17 protein-coding genes are annotated in these 17597 nt (G+C 69.5%); 8 read left to right on the top strand and 9 right to left on the bottom strand.

Annotated features, from left to right (window positions below; translation table 11 throughout):
- Positions 1–33: 33 nt before the first annotated feature.
- Positions 34–2895 carry an FAD-binding and (Fe-S)-binding domain-containing protein gene (locus H4N64_RS23920; RefSeq protein ID WP_186284467.1) on the bottom strand — a complete coding sequence of 954 codons (2862 nt, stop codon included), beginning with the start codon at positions 2893–2895 and terminating at the stop codon, positions 34–36.
- Positions 2896–2974: 79 nt separating this feature from the next.
- Between H4N64_RS23920 and serC the strand changes: the two genes are divergently transcribed.
- Entirely contained in the window at positions 2975–4093 is a 1119-nt protein-coding gene (serC, locus tag H4N64_RS23915; protein ID WP_186284466.1) for a phosphoserine transaminase, read from the top strand.
- 46 nt (positions 4094–4139) lie between these two features.
- Here the strand turns inward: serC and H4N64_RS23910 are convergent, their stop codons facing one another.
- The 3 genes from H4N64_RS23910 to H4N64_RS23900 all read right to left on the bottom strand — a co-directional run bounded on the left by H4N64_RS23910 (position 4140) and on the right by H4N64_RS23900 (position 7526).
- Positions 4140–5639: a cellulase family glycosylhydrolase gene (locus tag H4N64_RS23910; protein ID WP_186284465.1), complete on the bottom strand. Its 1500-nt coding sequence runs from the start codon at positions 5637–5639 to the stop codon at positions 4140–4142.
- Between the two features lie 106 nt (positions 5640–5745).
- Positions 5746–6567: an ABC transporter permease gene (locus H4N64_RS23905; protein WP_186284464.1), complete on the bottom strand. Its 822-nt coding sequence runs from the start codon at positions 6565–6567 to the stop codon at positions 5746–5748.
- Positions 6564–7526 carry an ATP-binding cassette domain-containing protein gene (locus tag H4N64_RS23900; protein WP_186284463.1) on the bottom strand — a complete coding sequence of 321 codons (963 nt, stop codon included), beginning with the start codon at positions 7524–7526 and terminating at the stop codon, positions 6564–6566. The genes H4N64_RS23905 and H4N64_RS23900 overlap by 4 nt, the downstream gene beginning before the upstream one ends.
- 87 nt (positions 7527–7613) lie before the next feature.
- On the opposite strand from H4N64_RS23900, the gene H4N64_RS23895 reads away from it, so the two are divergent.
- A complete protein-coding gene (locus H4N64_RS23895) occupies positions 7614–8381 on the top strand; it encodes a TetR/AcrR family transcriptional regulator (protein WP_186284462.1) in 768 nt (255 codons plus the stop codon).
- A 9-nt stretch (positions 8382–8390) separates the two neighbouring features.
- On the opposite strand, the gene H4N64_RS23890 is transcribed toward H4N64_RS23895, so the two are convergent.
- Positions 8391–9359, bottom strand: a complete 969-nt coding sequence (locus H4N64_RS23890; protein WP_186284461.1) for a WD40 repeat domain-containing protein — start codon at positions 9357–9359, stop codon at positions 8391–8393.
- A gap of 89 nt (positions 9360–9448) precedes the next feature.
- Between H4N64_RS23890 and H4N64_RS23885 the strand changes: the two genes are divergently transcribed.
- From H4N64_RS23885 to H4N64_RS23870, 4 genes are all read left to right on the top strand, one after another.
- A complete protein-coding gene (locus H4N64_RS23885) occupies positions 9449–10135 on the top strand; it encodes an SGNH/GDSL hydrolase family protein (protein WP_186284460.1) in 687 nt (228 codons plus the stop codon).
- A gap of 72 nt (positions 10136–10207) precedes the next feature.
- The gene (locus H4N64_RS23880) at positions 10208–10795 is read left to right on the top strand and encodes a Uma2 family endonuclease (protein WP_186284459.1); all 588 of its coding nucleotides are present in this window, start codon (positions 10208–10210) and stop codon (positions 10793–10795) included.
- Positions 10796–10809: 14 nt separating this feature from the next.
- Entirely contained in the window at positions 10810–11430 is a 621-nt protein-coding gene (locus tag H4N64_RS23875; protein WP_186284458.1) for a maltokinase N-terminal cap-like domain-containing protein, read from the top strand.
- Between the two features lie 45 nt (positions 11431–11475).
- Positions 11476–12462: an aldo/keto reductase gene (locus H4N64_RS23870; RefSeq protein WP_186284457.1), complete on the top strand. Its 987-nt coding sequence runs from the start codon at positions 11476–11478 to the stop codon at positions 12460–12462.
- Positions 12463–12602: 140 nt separating this feature from the next.
- Here the strand turns inward: H4N64_RS23870 and thpR are convergent, their stop codons facing one another.
- On the bottom strand, positions 12603–13175 hold the full coding sequence (gene thpR / locus H4N64_RS23865) for an RNA 2',3'-cyclic phosphodiesterase (RefSeq protein WP_186284456.1): 573 nt from the start codon (positions 13173–13175) through the stop codon (positions 12603–12605).
- Between the two features lie 104 nt (positions 13176–13279).
- On the opposite strand from thpR, the gene H4N64_RS23860 reads away from it, so the two are divergent.
- A complete protein-coding gene (locus H4N64_RS23860; RefSeq protein ID WP_186284455.1) occupies positions 13280–13867 on the top strand; it encodes a Uma2 family endonuclease in 588 nt (195 codons plus the stop codon).
- A 15-nt stretch (positions 13868–13882) separates the two neighbouring features.
- On the opposite strand, the gene H4N64_RS23855 is transcribed toward H4N64_RS23860, so the two are convergent.
- Positions 13883–15220, bottom strand: a complete 1338-nt coding sequence (locus H4N64_RS23855; protein WP_260859929.1) for an MFS transporter — start codon at positions 15218–15220, stop codon at positions 13883–13885.
- A gap of 24 nt (positions 15221–15244) precedes the next feature.
- The gene (locus H4N64_RS23850; RefSeq protein WP_186284454.1) at positions 15245–15682 is read right to left on the bottom strand and encodes a MarR family winged helix-turn-helix transcriptional regulator; all 438 of its coding nucleotides are present in this window, start codon (positions 15680–15682) and stop codon (positions 15245–15247) included.
- A gap of 155 nt (positions 15683–15837) precedes the next feature.
- Between H4N64_RS23850 and H4N64_RS23845 the strand changes: the two genes are divergently transcribed.
- On the top strand, positions 15838–16020 hold the full coding sequence (locus H4N64_RS23845; RefSeq protein ID WP_186284453.1) for a ribbon-helix-helix protein, CopG family: 183 nt from the start codon (positions 15838–15840) through the stop codon (positions 16018–16020).
- A gap of 10 nt (positions 16021–16030) precedes the next feature.
- Here the strand turns inward: H4N64_RS23845 and H4N64_RS23840 are convergent, their stop codons facing one another.
- A complete protein-coding gene (locus H4N64_RS23840; protein ID WP_186284452.1) occupies positions 16031–17482 on the bottom strand; it encodes an NCS2 family permease in 1452 nt (483 codons plus the stop codon).
- Between the last annotated feature and the right edge of the window lie 115 nt (positions 17483–17597).

Raw genomic sequence — 17597 nt, 5'->3', positions numbered from 1 at the left:
GCCCATCCCCCAGCCCATCCCTCAGCCCATCCGTCAGCCCTCCCCCAGCCCTTCCGCCAGCACCTCCGCCAGATGGCGGCCCCGCACCCCCGCCAACTGCTCCAACTGTGTCCGGCAGGAGAACCCGTCCGCCAGGATCACCGTCTCCTCGCTCGCCTCCCGCACGGCGGGCAGGAGCTGTTCCTCCGCGCAGGCCGACGACACCTCGAAGTGGCCTTTCTCGAAACCGAAGTTGCCCGCGAGGCCGCAGCAACCGCCGCTCAGTTCGCCGGAGAGCAGCGCGGCCTGGCGTACGCGGCGGTCGGCCGCATCCCCGAGGACCGCGTGTTGGTGGCAGTGCGTCTGGCCGGTGACAGGGCGGTCCACGCGCGGTGGGGTCCAGTCCGGGGCCAGGCGTTCCAGGGCCTCCGCGAAGGTCAGGACCCGGGCCGCGAGGCGAGCCGCGCGCGGGTCGTCGTGCAGGAGTTCGGGCAGGTCCGCTCGTAGGGCCGCCGCGCAGCTCGGTTCCAGGACGACCAGTGGGGCCTCCGTCGCCAGTACCGGTTCCAGGAGGTCCAGTGTTCGGCGCAGTACCGCTCGGGCGCGGTCCAACTGGCCCGTGGAGATGTACGTCAGGCCGCAGCACACCGTGCCCCGACGCCCCGCGCCCAGCAGCGAGACCGCCCATTTCGTACGGCCGTCCCCCACCGGCCGCCCCCGCATCCGCAACGTCGGCGGCAACGCCACCCGCAACCCCGCCGCCTCCAGCACCCGCACCGCCGCCCGTCCGACGGAGGGCGAGAGATGCTCGGTGAAGGTGTCGGGCCACAGGACGACCAAAGATCCACCCACACCCGCAGGGCCTCTGCGTCGCCACCACCCGCTGAACGTCTCCGCAGCGACCCGGGGGACCTCCCGCTCGGCCGCCACCCCGCCCAGCCGCTTCCCGGCCCACGCCAACACCCGTACCGAAGCCAGGGAGTTGACCAGCCACGCCCCCCTCACCCGCGCCACCCACCGCAGCCATACCGGCAGCCACCCCATCGTGTAGTGGGCCATCGGCCGGCGTCGGCCGGCGTAATGGTGGTGCAGGAACTCCGCCTTGTACGTGGCCATGTCGACCCCGACCGGGCAGTCGGAGCGGCAGCCCTTGCAGGACAGGCACAGGTCGAGCGCGTCGCGGACCTCTGTGGAGCGCCAGCCGTCGGTCACGATCTCGCCGGCGAGCATCTCGTGCAGCAGCCGGGCACGCCCGCGCGTGGAGTGCCGCTCCTCGCCCGTGGCGCGGAAGGAGGGGCACATGACGGCGGGGCCGGTCGCCGAGGTCGTACGGCATTTGGCGACGCCGACGCAGCGGCGTACGGCCGCGGAGAAGTCACCGGCGTCGGAGGGGTAGCCGAAGGCCACGTCGACCGGTTCGCGGGGCAGGACGGAGAAGCGGAGGTTGGTGTCCAGGGGCGCCGGGCGGACCAGCATGCCCGGGTTGAGCAGGTCGTCGGGGTCCCAGATCGCCTTCGCCCGTTCGAACAGGGCGACCATCCGCTCGCCGTACATCCTCGGCAGCAGTTCGGCCCTCGCCTGCCCGTCCCCGTGCTCTCCGGACAGCGAGCCGCCGTGTGTCACGACCAGATCGGCGAGCTCCTCGGAGAAGCGCCGGAAGCGGCCGATGCCCGCCTCGGTGAGCAGGTCGAAGTCGATGCGGACGTGGATACAGCCGTCCCCGAAGTGGCCGTACGGCGTTCCGCGCAGTCCGTGTGCGGTCAGCAGGGCGCGGAAGTCGCGCAGGTAGGCGCCCAGGCGGGCCGGTGGCACCGCGCAGTCCTCCCAGCCGGGCCAGGCCTCGCTGCCGTCGGGCATGCGGGTCGCCGTACCGCTGGCGTCCTCGCGGATGCGCCACAAAGCCCGCTGGCCGGCCGGGTCCGTGACGACCAGGGAGTCGACGACATCGGCGGCCCGCACGATCGCCTCCGCACGCGCGCGTGCCTCCTCGGACGACTCCCCGCCGGTCTCCACGAACAGCCAGGCACCGCCCCTGGGCAGCGCGACCGGCGAAGGCACCAGGTCGGCCGCCATGCCCTCCACCGTCAACGGGCCGTACGGCAACAGCCCCGCTGCGGCCTCGGCGGCGGCGCCTTCGTCCGCATACCCCAGCACCGCGAGGGCACGCGCGCGTGGCGCCGCCACGAGTCCTACGACCGCCTCGGTCAGCACCCCGAGCGTGCCCTCGGAGCCGCAGAAGGAACGGGCCACGTCCGCGCCCCTCTCGGGCAGCAGCGCGTCCAGCGCGTATCCGGAGATACGGCGGGGCAGCTCCGGGAAGCCGGTGCGCAGCAGGGACAGCTCACCCTCCACCAGCCCGCGCAGCCCTTCCGGCGCCCCGGCCCAGCCCCGGCCGAGCCGCGACCGCTGCCCGCGCGCGGTGACGACGTCCAGCTCGCGCACGCTGTCCGCGGTCGTCCCCCAAGCCACCGAGTGCGAGCCGCACGAGTTGTTGCCGATCATCCCGCCGAGTGTGCAGCGGCTGTGGGTGGAGGGGTCGGGCCCGAAGCGGAGGCCGTGCGGCGCGGCGGCCTCCTGGAGCCGGTCGAGGACGAGCCCGGGCTGGACGACGGCGGTGCGGGTCTCCGGGTCGAGCGACAGGAGGCGGTTCATGTGCCGGGTGAAGTCCAGCACGACGCCCGTCCCGGTGGCCTGCCCGGCGATCGAGGTCCCGCCGCCGCGCGGCACGACGGGCACTCCGTGCGCCCGGCACACCTCCAGTACGGCGGCCACATCGTCGGCATCACGCGGGGCGACGACACCGAGCGGGACACGGCGGTAGTTGGAAGCGTCCATGGTGACGAGGGCCCGAGCGGTGGTGCTGAAACCGACGTCACCTCGAACGACTTTGCGCAGTTCCGCCTCTAGAACGGTCATGGATCCACTCAACCAGCGAAACGTCTCAGCCGACGGACTACATTTCGCCCAGGTTTCCCCCACCGGCTAACCTCACTCCGTGGCTGAGATCCAGATTCCCGCTGACATCAAGCCCGCCGACGGACGTTTCGGCGCGGGCCCCTCCAAGGTGCGGACGGAGGCGCTGGACGCCCTCGCCGCCACCGGCACCTCCCTGATGGGCACCTCTCACCGCCAGGCCCCGGTCAAGAACCTGGTCGGCCAGGTGCGCGAGGGCATCAGCGAGCTGTTCCAGCTCCCGGACGGCTATGAGGTCGTCCTCGGCAACGGCGGCTCCACCGCGTTCTGGGACATCGCCACCCACGGCCTGATCGAGAACAAGTCGCAGCACCTCACCTTCGGTGAGTTCAGCTCGAAGTTCGCCAAGGCCGCCAAGCTCGCCCCCTGGCTGGCCGAGCCGACCGTCGTCTCCGCCGACCCCGGCACCCACCCGGAGCCGGTCGCCGAGGCGGGCGTGGACGTGTACGCCTTCACCCACAACGAGACCTCCACCGGTGTCGCCGCCCCGATCAAGCGCGTGGCCGGTGCCGACGAGGGCGCGCTGGTCCTGGTCGACGCCACGTCGGGCGCCGGTGGCCTCCCGGTCGACGTCTCCGAGACCGACGTCTACTACTTCGCCCCGCAGAAGTCCTTCGCCTCCGACGGCGGCCTGTGGATCGGCGTCTTCTCCCCGGCCGCGATCGAGCGCGCCGAGCGCGTCCACGCGTCCGGCCGCCACGTCCCGGAGTTCTTCAGCCTGCCGACGGCGATCGACAACTCCCGCAAGAACCAGACGTACAACACCCCGGCCCTCGCCACCCTCTTCCTGCTGAACCAGCAGCTGGAGTGGATCAACGGCCAGGGGGGTCTCGCCTGGTCCACGGCCCGTACGAAGGACTCCTCGACCCGGCTGTACAGCTGGGCGGAGGAGAGCAAGTACGCGACGCCGTTCGTCACCGACCCGGCCAAGCGCTCGCAGGTCATCGGCACGATCGACTTCTCGGACGAGATCGACGCCGCCGCCGTCGCCAAGGTCCTGCGCGCCAACGGCATCGTCGACACCGAGCCCTACCGCAAGCTCGGCCGCAACCAGCTGCGCATCGCGATGTTCCCGGCGATCGACCCGGCGGACGTCGAGGCGCTGACGAAGTGCGTCGACTACGTGATCGAGAAGCTGTAGCACCTGCTTCGAGGGGCGCCCGGCGATCACCGCCGGGCGCCCTTTCTCATGCCGGAGTACAGGTCACCGTGGGCACACCCCCGCCCCCGGGAGCGCCGCCGAAGCCGAAGCTCGCCGAACCGCCCGGCGCGACCGAGCCGTTGTGAGCCGCGTTCACGGCCGTGACACTCGCCCCGCTCTGGGTGTACGAGGCGTTCCACATGTTCGTGATCTGCTGTGCCCCGCTCCAGGTCCAGGTCACCTTCCAGCCCGTGAGCGGCAGGGTTCCGGTGTTGGTCACCTTCACCTCGGCGTTGAAGCCGCCGCCCCAGTCGCTGCTGACGGTGTAGGCGGCGGCACAGGACGCCGGGTCCCCTCCGGGGTCGCCGCCGCCGGGCCCGCCCGGGAAGCCCGGCGCCTTGATGCTCGCCAGGTAGCCGTCCTTCACCGTGTCCACGGTCGTCCAGTCGTCCTTCAGGATCCCGCCCGTGTCACCGGAGTTGGGGTTCCACGACCAGAAGGTCCAGTGGAAGCTGTCGGCGCCGTGTGTCGAGGTCGAGCGCAGATATGTGACCAGTGCGGACAGCCACTTCTGGTCCACCGTGGACTGAAGGGTCGTACCGAACTCGCCGAGCCACACCGGCGCGATGTTCTGCTTGAAGATGTAGCCCCAGTACTTGTCCCAGATGCCGGGCATGTTGTCCGGGAACGACGGATCGCTGAACCACGGCTGCTGGGCCACGCTGGTCGCGTAGTCGTGGGCCGAGTACACCAGGCGGTTCGGCACGTCGAGCTGGACCGGGTACTGGGCCACGCCCATCAGGTTGCCGCCCCACCAGCCGTTGACACCGTTGTACGACTGGACGCCCTCGACCATGATCAGCAGGTCGGGGTTGACGGAAAGGACGGCGTTGCCTGCTCGCCGAGCCGCCAGCCTCCAGTCGACAGAAAGGTCACCGCAGCCCCAACAGGCGGGATCATGCGGCTCGTTGTGCAGGTCGATGCCTACGACGGTCGGGTTTCCGGCGTAACGGGACGCCAGGGACTTGAGGTTGGCGATCCAGGTCGACTCGGGGACCGCGCTGGTGTACCAGAGCGCCGACTGGCCGCCCGCGTCCGGGCGGTGCCGGTCCAGGACGATCTTCAGGCCGCTCTGTCCGGCGTACGTCACGATCTTGTCCAGGACCTGGAGGGACGTGAGCCCTTGCAGATCGGCGTTCTTGCCGTCGGCGTAGTTGATGCTGTCGGGCATGGTGCCGGGCTTGAGGATGTCGTCGCTGAACGGCATCCGGATGGTGTTGTAGCCCAGCGACTTCATCTGGTCGATCATGGACTTGTAGTCGCGGGCCCACAGGCCGTGGACGACGTGGTTGCCGGTCTCGAAGCCGAACCAGTTGATCCCGGCGATCCGGACCGGCTGCCCGGCCTCGTCCAGGATCTGCCGGCCGCTGGTGTGCCAGTAGCCGGCGCCCGGCTCTGCGGCTTCGGCCGTCTGCGCGCCGGCCCCCAGCGGTAACAGAACCGCCGCGGCCACCGCACACAGCGCTCTTCGCAAGCTGCGGAACATGTCGCTGCTTCCTCTCGGGAGGCGCGGGCCGGAACGAGTGGGAGCGCTCCCACTCCCGCACCTCCCATGAAAGTGGGGCTACATGAGCACGTCAAGACTGTCGACGTCACCTGCCCAGCTTCTGGAACCTCCGTACCGCGAGCGGAAGGAAGATCGCCGTCAGCACGACCGGCCACACGCCCGCCATCAGCAGGGCGTGCTCCTCGACCCAGGAGTCGCCGCCGCCGACCGGGGTGCCGAACAGGTCGCGGGTGGCGGCCGCTGTGGAGGAGATCGGGTTCCAGGCCGCGACCCAGCCCAGCCAGTCGGGCATGAGCTGCGGAGCGACGAAGATGCTGGAGATCATCGTCAGCGGGAAGGCGACCGCGAAAAGACCGCCCGCCGCCTCCGGGTTGGGGACGATGAGGCCGAGCCACACCCCGATCCAGATCAACGAGAACCGCAGCCACAGCAGCAGCCCGAACGCGGCCAGGAAGCCGAACCCGCCGTCCGGCCGCCAGCCCATGGCGACTGCGGTCAGCATCATGATGGCCAACTCGGCGCAGGCGACCAGCAGATCGGTCACCCCGCGTCCGGCGACCACCGCGGAGGAGGCCATGGGCATGGAGCGGAACCGGTCGATGACGCCCTTGGTGGAGTCGTAGACCACGAGGGTCGCGGTGTTGATGAAGCCGAACGCCATGGTCATCACGAACATGCCGGGCATCAGGAAGTCCTTGTAGTCCCCGCCGCCGGGCACCTGCATCGCGCTGCCGAAGACATAGCCGTAGAGCAGGACGGAGAGGATCGGGAAGCCCAACTGCCAGGCGATGTTGATGGGTTGGCGCTGATAGTGGGTGAGGCCGCGGCGGACGATGTTCCAGACGTCGGCGAGCAGCCAGTATGTACGGCCGCCCGGGGCCTGCGTGTTCAGATCCACGGCGGTCATGCCGCTGCCTCCTTCTCGGTGCGGTGTCCGGTCAGGCGCAGGAAGACGTCGTCGAGGCTCGGCCTGCGCAGCCCGATGTCCTCGACGCGGACGCCCTCGTCCTGGAGGGTGCGCGCGACCTCGGTGAGCGCGCTCACCCGGTCGGTCACGGGGGCCTGCACCCGCAACTCGGCCTCGTCCGCCTCGGGTTCGGCCTCCGAGACCCGGGAGACGACCTTCACCACACGCGGGATCTCCGACCGCTCGGCGACCACGACCTCGATACGGTCGCCGCCGACGAGGTTCTTGAGCCCGTCCGGGGTGTCGTCGGCGATGGCCCGCCCCTGGTCGATGACGGTGATCCGGGAGGCCAGCTTGTCGGCCTCCTCCAGATACTGCGTGGTCAGCAGTACGGTCGTGCCGCTGGCCACCAACGCCCGTACCGACTCCCAGACTTCGCCGCGGCTGCGGGGGTCGAGCCCGGTCGTCGGCTCGTCCAGGAACAGCACCGCAGGGGCGAGGATCATCGAGGCGGCGAGGTCCAGGCGGCGCCGCATGCCGCCGCTGTACTTGCCGACGCCCTTCTCGGCGGCGTCGGTCAGGTCGAACTGTTCCAGCAGCTCGGCGGCGCGCGCCTTGGCCCGCTTGCCGCCCAGGTGGAACAGGCGGCCGAACATCTCCAGGTTCTGCCGGCCGGTGAGCACCTCGTCCACCGCGGCGTACTGACCGGTGAGCCCGATCCTGGCGCGCACCTCGCGCGACTGCCGGACGATGTCCAGGCCGGCCACGGTCGCCCGGCCGCCGTCCAGCTTCAGCAGCGTGGACAGGATGCGCACGGCGGTGGTCTTGCCCGCGCCGTTCGGGCCGAGCAGTCCGTGCACGGTGCCCTCGCGGACGGCGAGGTCGAAGCCGTCGAGGGCGCGTTTGTCGCCGTAGCGCTTCTCCAGGGCCTCGGCCCGTACGGCGTATCCGTCGCTCATGGGTCCCCCTTCTCGATAACTGGGTACACCGTACCCGATTGCGCGTACGACGTACCCAGTTTTTTGGACAGGACCTAAGCTGACCCCATGGCAAGCGGCAAGGACGGTACGGAGACCAGTGGCAGCGGGGACATCGCCCGCACCATGGAGCTGCTGTGGGACACCGGCCGGCGCCCCAGCCGCGGCCCCAGGCCGGCCCTCACCCTGGACCAGATCGTGGAAGCCGCCGTCCGGGTGGCGGACGCCGAGGGTCTGGACGCGGTCTCCATGCGCCGCGTCGCCGCCGAGCTCGGCACCGGCACCATGTCGCTGTACCGCTACGTCCCCGGCAAGGCCGAGCTGCTCGACCTGATGCTGGACCGCGTCCAGCGGCCCTCGGAGAACCCGGCCGACCTCGGCGACGGCACCTGGCGCTCGGCGCTGGAGGCCATGGCCCACGCGACCCTCGCGCTCTACCGCCGCCACCCCTGGCTGCTGCACGTGAACCAGTCCCGCCCGATCCTCGGCCCGAGCGCCCTGGACGGCATGGAGAAGGTGCTTGCCCGGATCAAGCCGATGGGACTGAGCGATGTGGAGACGGTCTCGGCGATCATCATGATCGACGGCTATGTCGTGGGCGCCGCGCGCACCCAGCTGTACCAGCAGGAGGCGGAGCGCCGGACGGGCCTGACCGACGCGGAGTTCTGGCAGGCGCAGGCGCCGATGCTGGAGAAGGTGATGACGTCGGGCCGCTACCCACTGCTCGCCTCCCTCGACGAGAACACCTGGGGTTCCGGCTTCGACCACTTCGAGTTCGGGCTGCAACGCCTGCTGGACGGCCTTGAGGTGTTCGTGGCCCGGCGCCGGGAGGAGTGAGAGCGGGTCTCACCTCCGCCGCAGCAGCCGCCGGAAGGCGAACACCACGGCGAAGACGGCGGCCACGGCGAGGGCACCGACCTTGTAGTCGCCGCCACCACCGCTGTCCTCGCCGGACGCGGAACTCCCCTCCCCAGAGGGCGACTTGGAGTCACCCGTGTCCCCCGGCGCGTCCTCCGGCTCCACGGAGCTCTCGGACCCCTCGGCGCCGTACATCAGCTTCGTGCCGTCGGCGGTGTAGGTGACGGACTCGCCCTGGCCCAGGAACGGCACGCTCAGCCGGCCGGTCTTCTTGATGTCGCCGCCGTTCCAGTCGTAGGCGAAGGCGCCGAAGTAGCTGCGTACGACGAGCTTCTGGCCGTCGGGGGACAGGGTGGCGTCGGTGGCCTGGAGGTTGTCGATGGCGGCGATGGGCTTGAAGACGTTGGTGCCGGAGGCGGAGAGCTCGGCCGGCCCCTCGTAGAGGTGCCCGCCCTCCTCCTTCTTGTCGGCGATGTACACCCGCCCGGTCTTCGGATGCACGACGAGCGACTCCGCGTCACGCGCCCCGTCCTCGTACTTCACGACGTACTGCGTGGCCCGGACGGTCTGGTCGCGCAGTTCCTCGGGCTCGGGGAGCTGGTAGATCCAGACGTGGGGCCAGGTACCGCCGAGGTTGTCGCCGATGTCGCCGACGTAGAGCTGGTTGTCGGGCCCGACGGAGATCGCCTCGACGTCCCGGGGGGCGCCGACGCCGGTCATGGTGATCGTGGCGACGGTGTCGCCGGTGGCGCTGTCGACGGCGTAGAGGTAGGCGCCGTCGTCGCTGTCGTTGTGGGTCCAGTAGACGCCGGGGTGCCGGCGGGAGGCGGCAAGACCGCTGGACTCGGTGATGCGCGGGTCCTTGATGGTGAAGCCGTCGTCGCCGGCGGCGGACGCGGGCACGGCGAAGGCACCCGCGAGGAAGACAGCGGCGAGGAGGGCGAAGGGTCGGCGCATGCCGTCAAGCCTGCCATCCCGCCCACGGTTTGGCGGGGCGTGTCCGGCCTCACACCCCACCCGCCCCGCTGATCGTCCATCATGAGCGGATGCTCAGGTTGATGCCCGTCGGTGACTCCCAGACGATCGGAAGCGCGGGCGAACACACCTGGCGCTACCGACTGTGGCAGCACCTGCGCGATACGTACGGCGGCCCCTTCGCCCTCGTCGGCCCGCGCGAGACGCTGTACGACAAGGCGACGGACGCGCCCACGTCGTACGAGTACGCCGACCCCGACTTCCCCCGCGCCCACCTGGCCGGCTGGGGCGAGGGCTGGCTGCACATGGCCCCGCTGATCGGCGACGCGGTCCGCGCGCACCGGGCGGATGTGCTGCTGGTCGCCCTGGGCCTGATCGACCTGGGCTTCTACACCAACGCCGAGCAGACGGCGGAGAACGTGCGGGCGTTCGTGGCCGAGGCGCGGGCGGCCCGGCCGAAGGTGCGGATGGTGATCCTGCCGGTGATCCCGAACGTCCGGGCGGAGTCCGAGCCCCTCTTTGCCGCTCAGGTGACTCTTTTCAACGAACTCCTGGCGAAGGCGGTGGCCGACCTGGACGAACCCCGGTCCCCCCTCCTGCTGACCTCGCCCCCGCCGTCGTACGACATCGACCTCGACACGTATGACGGCACCCACCCGAACGCGAGCGGCGAGCAGAAGATCGCGGCAGCCTTCGCGGAGGCGATGTGGCAGGGGTGGGGGGTCGGAGGGGAATACGTCCCTGAGCACGGTACGTAACCTTACGACTGCTCGTATCGTTGTACTGCGCGGCTGACCGTGTTCGAGCGGCAGCCGGGGAGGAGCGCCACGATGACCGTCCTTGACGACAGGATCGAGATGGCCGAAGCCAGCAACAAGCTCACTCTGGACGTCATGTTCGAGTGGCTTGAGAAGATGCCCATCCCCGAGGGATACAAGACCGAGATCGTCGGGGGGCACATCTTCATGTCGCCGCAGCGGGACCACCACTGGGACATCATCCTGGACATCGTCGAGCAGCTGCGCACCAAGTACCCGCGCAAGCGCGTCAAGTCCGACGTCCGCATCGACTACCCCGGGCATCTCAACGGGTTCGCCACCGATGTGACAGCTCTCGCGGAGGGTGCCCAGAAGGACGACAAGGGCCGCTGGCAGTACAAGGACGTCGAGTTCGTCGCCGAGGTCATCTCCAAGGACACGTCCGCCAACGACTACGGCCCCAAGAAGACCGCCTACGCCGTCGCCGAAGTCCCCGTCTACCTGATCGTCGACCCCTACCAGGGCCGGTGCCACCTCTACACGAACCCCAAGGGCGACGACTACGCCACGGAGACCAGGATTCCTTTCGGCGAGAACGTGGACCTCACCGGCACCGTCGTTGAACTCACCCTCAAGACCGACGAGTTCCCTGGCGACTGACAGAATCAGTTCGCATGGCGATCATTCATCACACCACCCTCAAGCCCACCAAACTGGAACTCCTCGCCACCTGGCTGCCCACACGCCCCTGGTATGTCGGCACCGGCGCACCGGAGTTGACCAAGGCCGGCGGATTCCGGCTGGACGATCCCGAGGGTGAGGTCGGGATCGAGTTCATGGTGGCAGCCGATGGCGAGGGGGTCGCCTACCTCGTCCCCCTCACCTACCGCGGCGCCCCGCTGCCCGGCGCGGAGCACGCCCTCATCGGCACCATGGAGCACGGAGTGCTGGGGAAGCGCTGGGCCTACGACGGCACCCACGACCCGGTGCTGGTCGCCGAACTGTTCGCCCTGGTCGAGGGGCGCGCCCAGGCGCAGGCGCAGAGCGTCGACAGCACCCCGGACCATGAGATCACCCGCTCCTGCACCAGCACCGGCGACCTCCGGGCGCACGGCCCCGCCGTGGACGACGAGACCGGCACCGAGCTCCCGGCCCAGGACGGCACCACCCTGCGCATCCACCGGCGGCTCGGCCTCCCCGACGCCCCTCCCCCGGGTGCCGTCGGCCATGTCTCCGGTCACTGGACCGCGCCGGACGGCAGCCGTGTACGGGGCCTGTTCGCCGAACTGCGTTAAAGCTCGCTTGCTTCGAGTCCGCTCTACGGCGTTGGCTGGTCAGTCATGAAGTACACGCAGCTCGGACGCACGGGACTCAAGGTCAGCCGACTCGTCCTCGGCACCATGAACTTCGGACCGCAGACCGACGAAGCCGACAGCCACGCGATCATGGACGCGGCGCTGGACGCGGGCATCAACTTCTTCGACACCGCCAATGTGTACGGCTGGGGCGAGAACAAGGGCCGCACCGAGTCGATCATCGGCAGCTGGTTCGCCAAGGGCGACCGGCGCGACAAGGTCGTCCTCGCCACCAAGGTGTACGGCAACATGGGCGCCGACGGCGAGGCCTGGCCGAACCACGACAAACTGTCGGCGCTCAACATCCGCCGGGCCGTCGACGCCTCGCTGAAGCGGCTCGGCACGGACTACATCGACCTGTACCAGTTCCACCACATCGACCGGAACACCCCGTTCGAGGAGATCTGGCAGGCCATCGACGTCCTCGTCCAGCAGGGCAAGATCCTCTACGCCGGCTCCAGCAACTTCCCCGGCTACAAGATCGCCCAGGCCAACGAGGTCGCCGCCCGCCACGGCTCGTACGGCCTGGTCAGCGAGCAGTGCCTGTACAACCTGTACGAGCGGCGCGCCGAGATGGAGGTGATTCCGGCCGCACAGGACTACGGGCTCGGGGTCATCCCCTGGTCGCCGCTGCACGGCGGACTGCTCGGCGGCATCATCAAGAAGGAGGCGGAGGGCGGCCGACGCGCCTCCGGCCGGGCGGCCGACACCCTCGCGGACCCGGCGGCCCGCTCCCGGCTCCAGTCCTACGAGGACCTCCTGGAGAAGCACGGCGTGGAGCCCGGAGAGGCAGCCCTTGCGTGGCTCCTCACGCGCCCCGGCGTCACGGGCCCGATCGTCGGCCCGCGTACGGCAGAACAGCTCGACTCCGCGCTGCGAGCGGTCGAGCTGGAGCTGAGCGAGGAACTGCTGACGGGGCTGGAGGAGATCTTCCCTGGTCCGGGGCCGTCTCCGGAGGCGTTCGCCTGGTAACGCCGCCTCGGTGGGGGCGCCCCTTCAAGGGCGCTCCCCACTACTGGCCCACAACTGCTGCCAGCGCGATCACAACGAACATCAGCACAAGCACACCGGCCATGATCCGGTTCCGGGTTTTCGGGTCCACGTGTACGAGCCTAACCGGCCGCCCCGAGCGCCCAGCGGGCGACCGCCTCGTACCGCGGCTCCTCCCCCGGCACCCCGGACCGCGGCAGGTGGCTGCGCACCAGCACCAGCTCCCCCACCTTCCAGGTACGGCTGAAGAAGGCGTTCAGGGCCGTCACGTAGGAGCGGGTGTTCACGGCAGTCCGGCTCCTGGCCACCGTCAGATGCGCCTTGTACCGCCGGTGCTCCCCCATCGCCACCCCGGCCTTCCGCCCCGCCGCCTCCGCCCGGTCGGCCAGCAGCCGCAGGACGTTCAGGTCCCCCTCGGCACCCACCCACAGCGCCCGCCCGTGCCCGAACTGCCCGCCCCCGCGCAGGGCCAGCTCAAAGGGCCCGGTACGGTGCGCGGCCCGCACCAGCCGGTCCGACAGACCCGCCACGAGTCCGTCGTCGACCTCGCCGTAGAAAGCGAGGGTGAAGTGCCAACCGGGGCTGCCGGTCCAGCGGAGCGCGTCCGCGCCGGGCAGCTTCTTCAACCGGTCGACCTCAGCGGCCAGCTCACGGGAAACGTCCTCCGGCAGGAGCAGCGCGGCGAAGAGTCTCATACGCCCAGTCTCGCTGCCGCACCCCCGCGTGACCCGGTCACCGTGCGTATCGTTGTACTGCGCGGCTGCACCTGTCCGTGGGGCAGCCGGGGAGGAGCGCCACGATGACCGTCCTGGAAGACAGGATCGAGATGGCCGACGCCAACACCGAGCGCTTGGACGAGTGGTTCGAGCGGCTTGAGCGCATGCCCGTCCCCGAAGGATTCAGGGTCGAGATCGTCGGGGGCAACGTTCACATGACGCCGCAGCGAACCAATCATTGGCGGATCATCCGCCGGATCCTATGGGCCCTTGAAGACAGGTTCGGGAGGGAGGTCAATGCGTTCACGGACGTTCGGATCGACTTCCCAGGCCACGAGAACGGCTTCTGCCCGGACGTCGCCATGCTCAAGGACTCGGCTCAAGAGGACGCGCAGGGCCACTGGCGGTACCAGGACGTCGAGTTCGTCGCCGAGGTCATCTCCAAGGGCACGGCCGCCAACGACTACGGCCCGAAGAAGACCGCTTACGCGGTGGCCGAGGTCCCCCTCTACGTCATCGCCGATCCCTATCAGGGACGGTGCTACGCCTACACCCACCCCAAGGACGGCGACTACGCCATGAGGACCTCGGTGGATTTCGGCATGGACATCGACCTGACCGGCACAATCATCGACCTCGTCCTCAAAACCGACAAGTTCCCCCGCGACTGACCCGGAAGCCCTCCCCTACCCCACCGTCGCCAGCAGCTCCCGCTTCCTCGGTACGAAGCGGACCACCGGGTGCCCCCGGTTCCAGCCCACCGTGAGCCGCAGATTGCCGACGCGGGCCAGGACCAGGCCGATCACGACCGCCGCGAGCGCCGCGATGGCGCCGCCGGCGGCAAGGCCCGCCCGGACGCCGTACGCGTCGGTGATCCAGCCGGCGATCGGCGCTCCCAGCGGTGCGCCGCCCATGAACACCATCATGTACAGGGCCATCACCCGGCCGCGCATGGCCGGGTCGGTGCTGAGCTGGACACTGCTGTTGGCGGTGACGTTGACCGTCATGCCGAACATGCCGATCGGGGCCATGAGCAGGGCGAACAGCCACAGCGAAGGGGCCAGGGCGGCGACGATCTCCAGCGTGCCGAAGGCCACCGCGCCCGCGACCAGCACCCGCAGCCGGGCGGTGCCGCGGCGGGCGGCGAGCAGAGCGCCCGACAGGGAGCCCACCGCCATCAGGGTGTTGAAGAGGCTGTAGGAGCCGGCGCCCGCGTGGAAGACGTCGTCGGCGAAGGCGGAGAGGTAGACGGGGAAGTTGAAGCCGAAGGTGCTCACGAACCCGACCAGGACGATCGTCCAGATCAGCTCCGGGCGCCCGGCGACGTACTGAAGGCCCTCCCGCAGCTGCCCCTTGCCGCGCGGCGCGCGCTCGACGGCGTGCAGGTCGCGGGCGCGCATCAGCAGCAGCCCGGCGATGGGCGCGACGAAGGACAGGCCGTTGAAGAGGAACGCCCAGCCGGTGCCGACGCCGGTGATCATCAGGCCCGCGACAGCGGGGCCGACCAGGCGGGCCGACTGGAAGTTCGCGGAGTTGAGGCTGACCGCGTTCTGGAGCTGGTCGGGGCCGACCATCTCGGTGACGAAGGTCTGCCGGGCCGGGTTGTCGACGACGGTCGCGAGGCCTACGGCGAAGGCGGCGACGTAGACGTGCCAGACCTCGACGTGTCCGGTGAGGGTGAGGGCGGCGAGCGCGAGGCCGGTGACGGCCATCGACGTCTGGGTGACGAGCAGTGTGGGCCGCTTGGGCAGCCGGTCGACGAGGACACCGCCGTAGAGGCCGAAGAGCAGCATCGGCAGGAACTGCAGGGCCGTCGTGATGCCGACGGCGGTCGCGGAGCCGGTGAGGCTGAGGACCAGCCAGTCCTGGGCGATGCGCTGCATCCAGGTGCCGGTGTTGGAGACGACCTGCCCGATGAAGAACAGGCGGTAGTTCCTGACCTTCAGCGAGCTGAACATCGAGGACTTGCGGGTGGTAGGGGTGGTCGGTGCGGGGGCGGAAGCTGCTCCGGATCCCGTACTCAAAAGTGTTCGCCTCCTTCAGAGTGCTTACAGATGTGCGAGCTTCTCCAGCACGGGGGCGGCGGCGCGGAGTTTCGCCCACTCCTCCTCGTCGAGGCCGTCCACCAGGGTGGCCAGGAAGGCGTTGCGCTTGGCGCGGCTCTCGGCGAGCATCGCCTCGGCCTGCTCGGTCTTCGTGACGACCTTCTGGCGCCGGTCCTCGGGGTGCGGCTCAAGGCGGACCAGCCCCTTGGCCTCCAGCAACGCGACGATGCGGGTCATCGACGGCGGCTGGACATGCTCCTTGCGGGCGAGTTCGCCCGGGGTGGCCTGGCCGCAGTTGGAGAGGGTGCCGAGCACCGACATCTCGGTGGGGCTCAGCGACTCGTCGACCCGCTGGTGCTTGAGCCGGCGGGACAGCCGCATGACAGCGGATCGCAGGGAGTTCACGGCGGCAGCGTCGTCGCCATGGGTAAGGTCCGACATGTTCTTTAGGTTAACTCATTACCCTGACTAAAGACCACCCCGGACGCGCCAAAATGCCGTGACCCCGGCCACTAAAAACCTGGCATCACCCGTATGAGTGAGCCGATTCCGGAAAGTGACACACGGTCCGGCCCCCTGAGGTGACCCTCGTAGGCATGGGGACCAGCGTGCTCAGCCTGCGGATGGACGGGGAGCTGCTCGAACGGCTCCGGCATCATGCGGCGAAAAGAGGAATGAGCGTCCAGGACTATGTGGTCCGGACGCTCATTCGGGACGACTTCGACGAGCGGTTCCAGACCGCCGTCGAGAAGACGGAGAAGTTCTACGGGGTCACCTGACCCCCATGGCTCACGTCAGGCCGAGCGCCGGCATCAGGTAGTAGAAGGCGAAGACGGCGGCCACGACGTACATCGCGGCGGGGATCTCCTTGGCCCGCCCGGCGGCGAGGCGCAGCACCACGAAGGTGATGAAGCCCATGCCGATGCCGTTGGTGATCGAGTAGGTGAACGGCATCATCACCATCGTCACGAACGCCGGGATCGCGATCGTGTAGTCCGCCCAGTCGATCTCCTTGACGGAGTTCGCGAGGATCAGGAAGCCCACCGCGAGCAGCGCCGGGGTGGCCGCCTGGGACGGGACCATGGTGGCGACCGGCGTCAGGAACAGCGCGACGGTGAAGAGTCCGCCGGTGACGACGTTCGCGAAGCCGGTGCGGGCGCCCTCGCCGACGCCGGCCGTGGACTCCACGAAGCAGGTGGTGGCCGAGGAGGAGGTGGCGCCGCCCGCGGCGACCGCGATGCCGTCGACGAAGAGGACCTTGTTGATGCCGGGCATCTGGCCCTGGGCGTCGGTCAGCTTGGCCTCGTCGGAGACACCCATGATCGTGCCCATCGCGTCGAAGAAGACCGAGAGCAGGACGGTGAAGACGAAGAGGGTCCCGGTCAGCACCCCGACCTTCTCGAACCCACCGAACAGGCTGACCTCGCCGACCAGGCCGAAGTCGGGGGAGGCGACCGGGTTGCCGGGCCACTTCGGGGTGGTCAGGCCCCAGGAGGGGATGTCCGCGACCGCTTCGATGATCACGGCGAGAACCGTCATGGCGACGATCGAGATCAGGATGGCGCCGGAGACCTTGCGCACGATCAGGGCGAGCGTCAGCAGCGCGCCCAGGACGAAGACGAGCACCGGCCAGCCGTTGAGGTGACCGTCGCCGCCGAGCTGGAGCGGGACGGTGGTCTGGGCGGCGTCCGGGATACGGGAGACGAAGCCGGAGTCGACGAGCCCGATCAGCATGATGAACAGGCCGATACCGATCGAGATCGCCTTGCGCAGCCCGAACGGCACGGCGTTCATCACGCGCTCACGCAGACCCGTGGCGACCAGCAGCATCACGACGAAACCGGCCAGCACGACCATGCCCATGGCGTCCGGCCAGGACATCCGGGGCGCGAGCTGGAGCGCGACGACCGAGTTCACGCCGAGGCCCGCGGCCAGCGCGATCGGCACATTGCCGATGACGCCCATGAGGAGGGTGGTGAAGGCGGCCGTCAGGGCGGTGGCGGTGACCAGCTGACCGTTGTCGAGCTGGTTGCCGTACATGTCTTTCGCGCTGCCGAGGATGATCGGGTTCAGCACGATGATGTAGGCCATCGCGAAGAAGGTGGCAAAGCCACCGCGGACCTCACGCGCGAGCGTGCTGCCCCGCTCCGAGATCTTGAAGTAGCGGTCGAGCGCACCGTACGCGGGCGCGCCGCCCGGCTGCTCGGGGGCGGGGACCTTGGCGGGGGCCGAGGTGGGCATTGGCGTTTCCTACGAACATAATTGGTCAAAGACAAACGGATTCAGTATGAACACATAGGGAGGTGATCGCTATCTCCGCGCGTAGACAGCCCATGAGGCATGGTCGCTCCGGTCG

It is taken from the genome of Streptomyces cupreus (genome assembly GCF_014257025.1).
Classification (GTDB): Bacteria; Actinomycetota; Actinomycetes; order Streptomycetales; family Streptomycetaceae; genus Streptomyces; species Streptomyces cupreus.
This window is presented reverse-complemented; position numbering and strand designations above follow the sequence as displayed.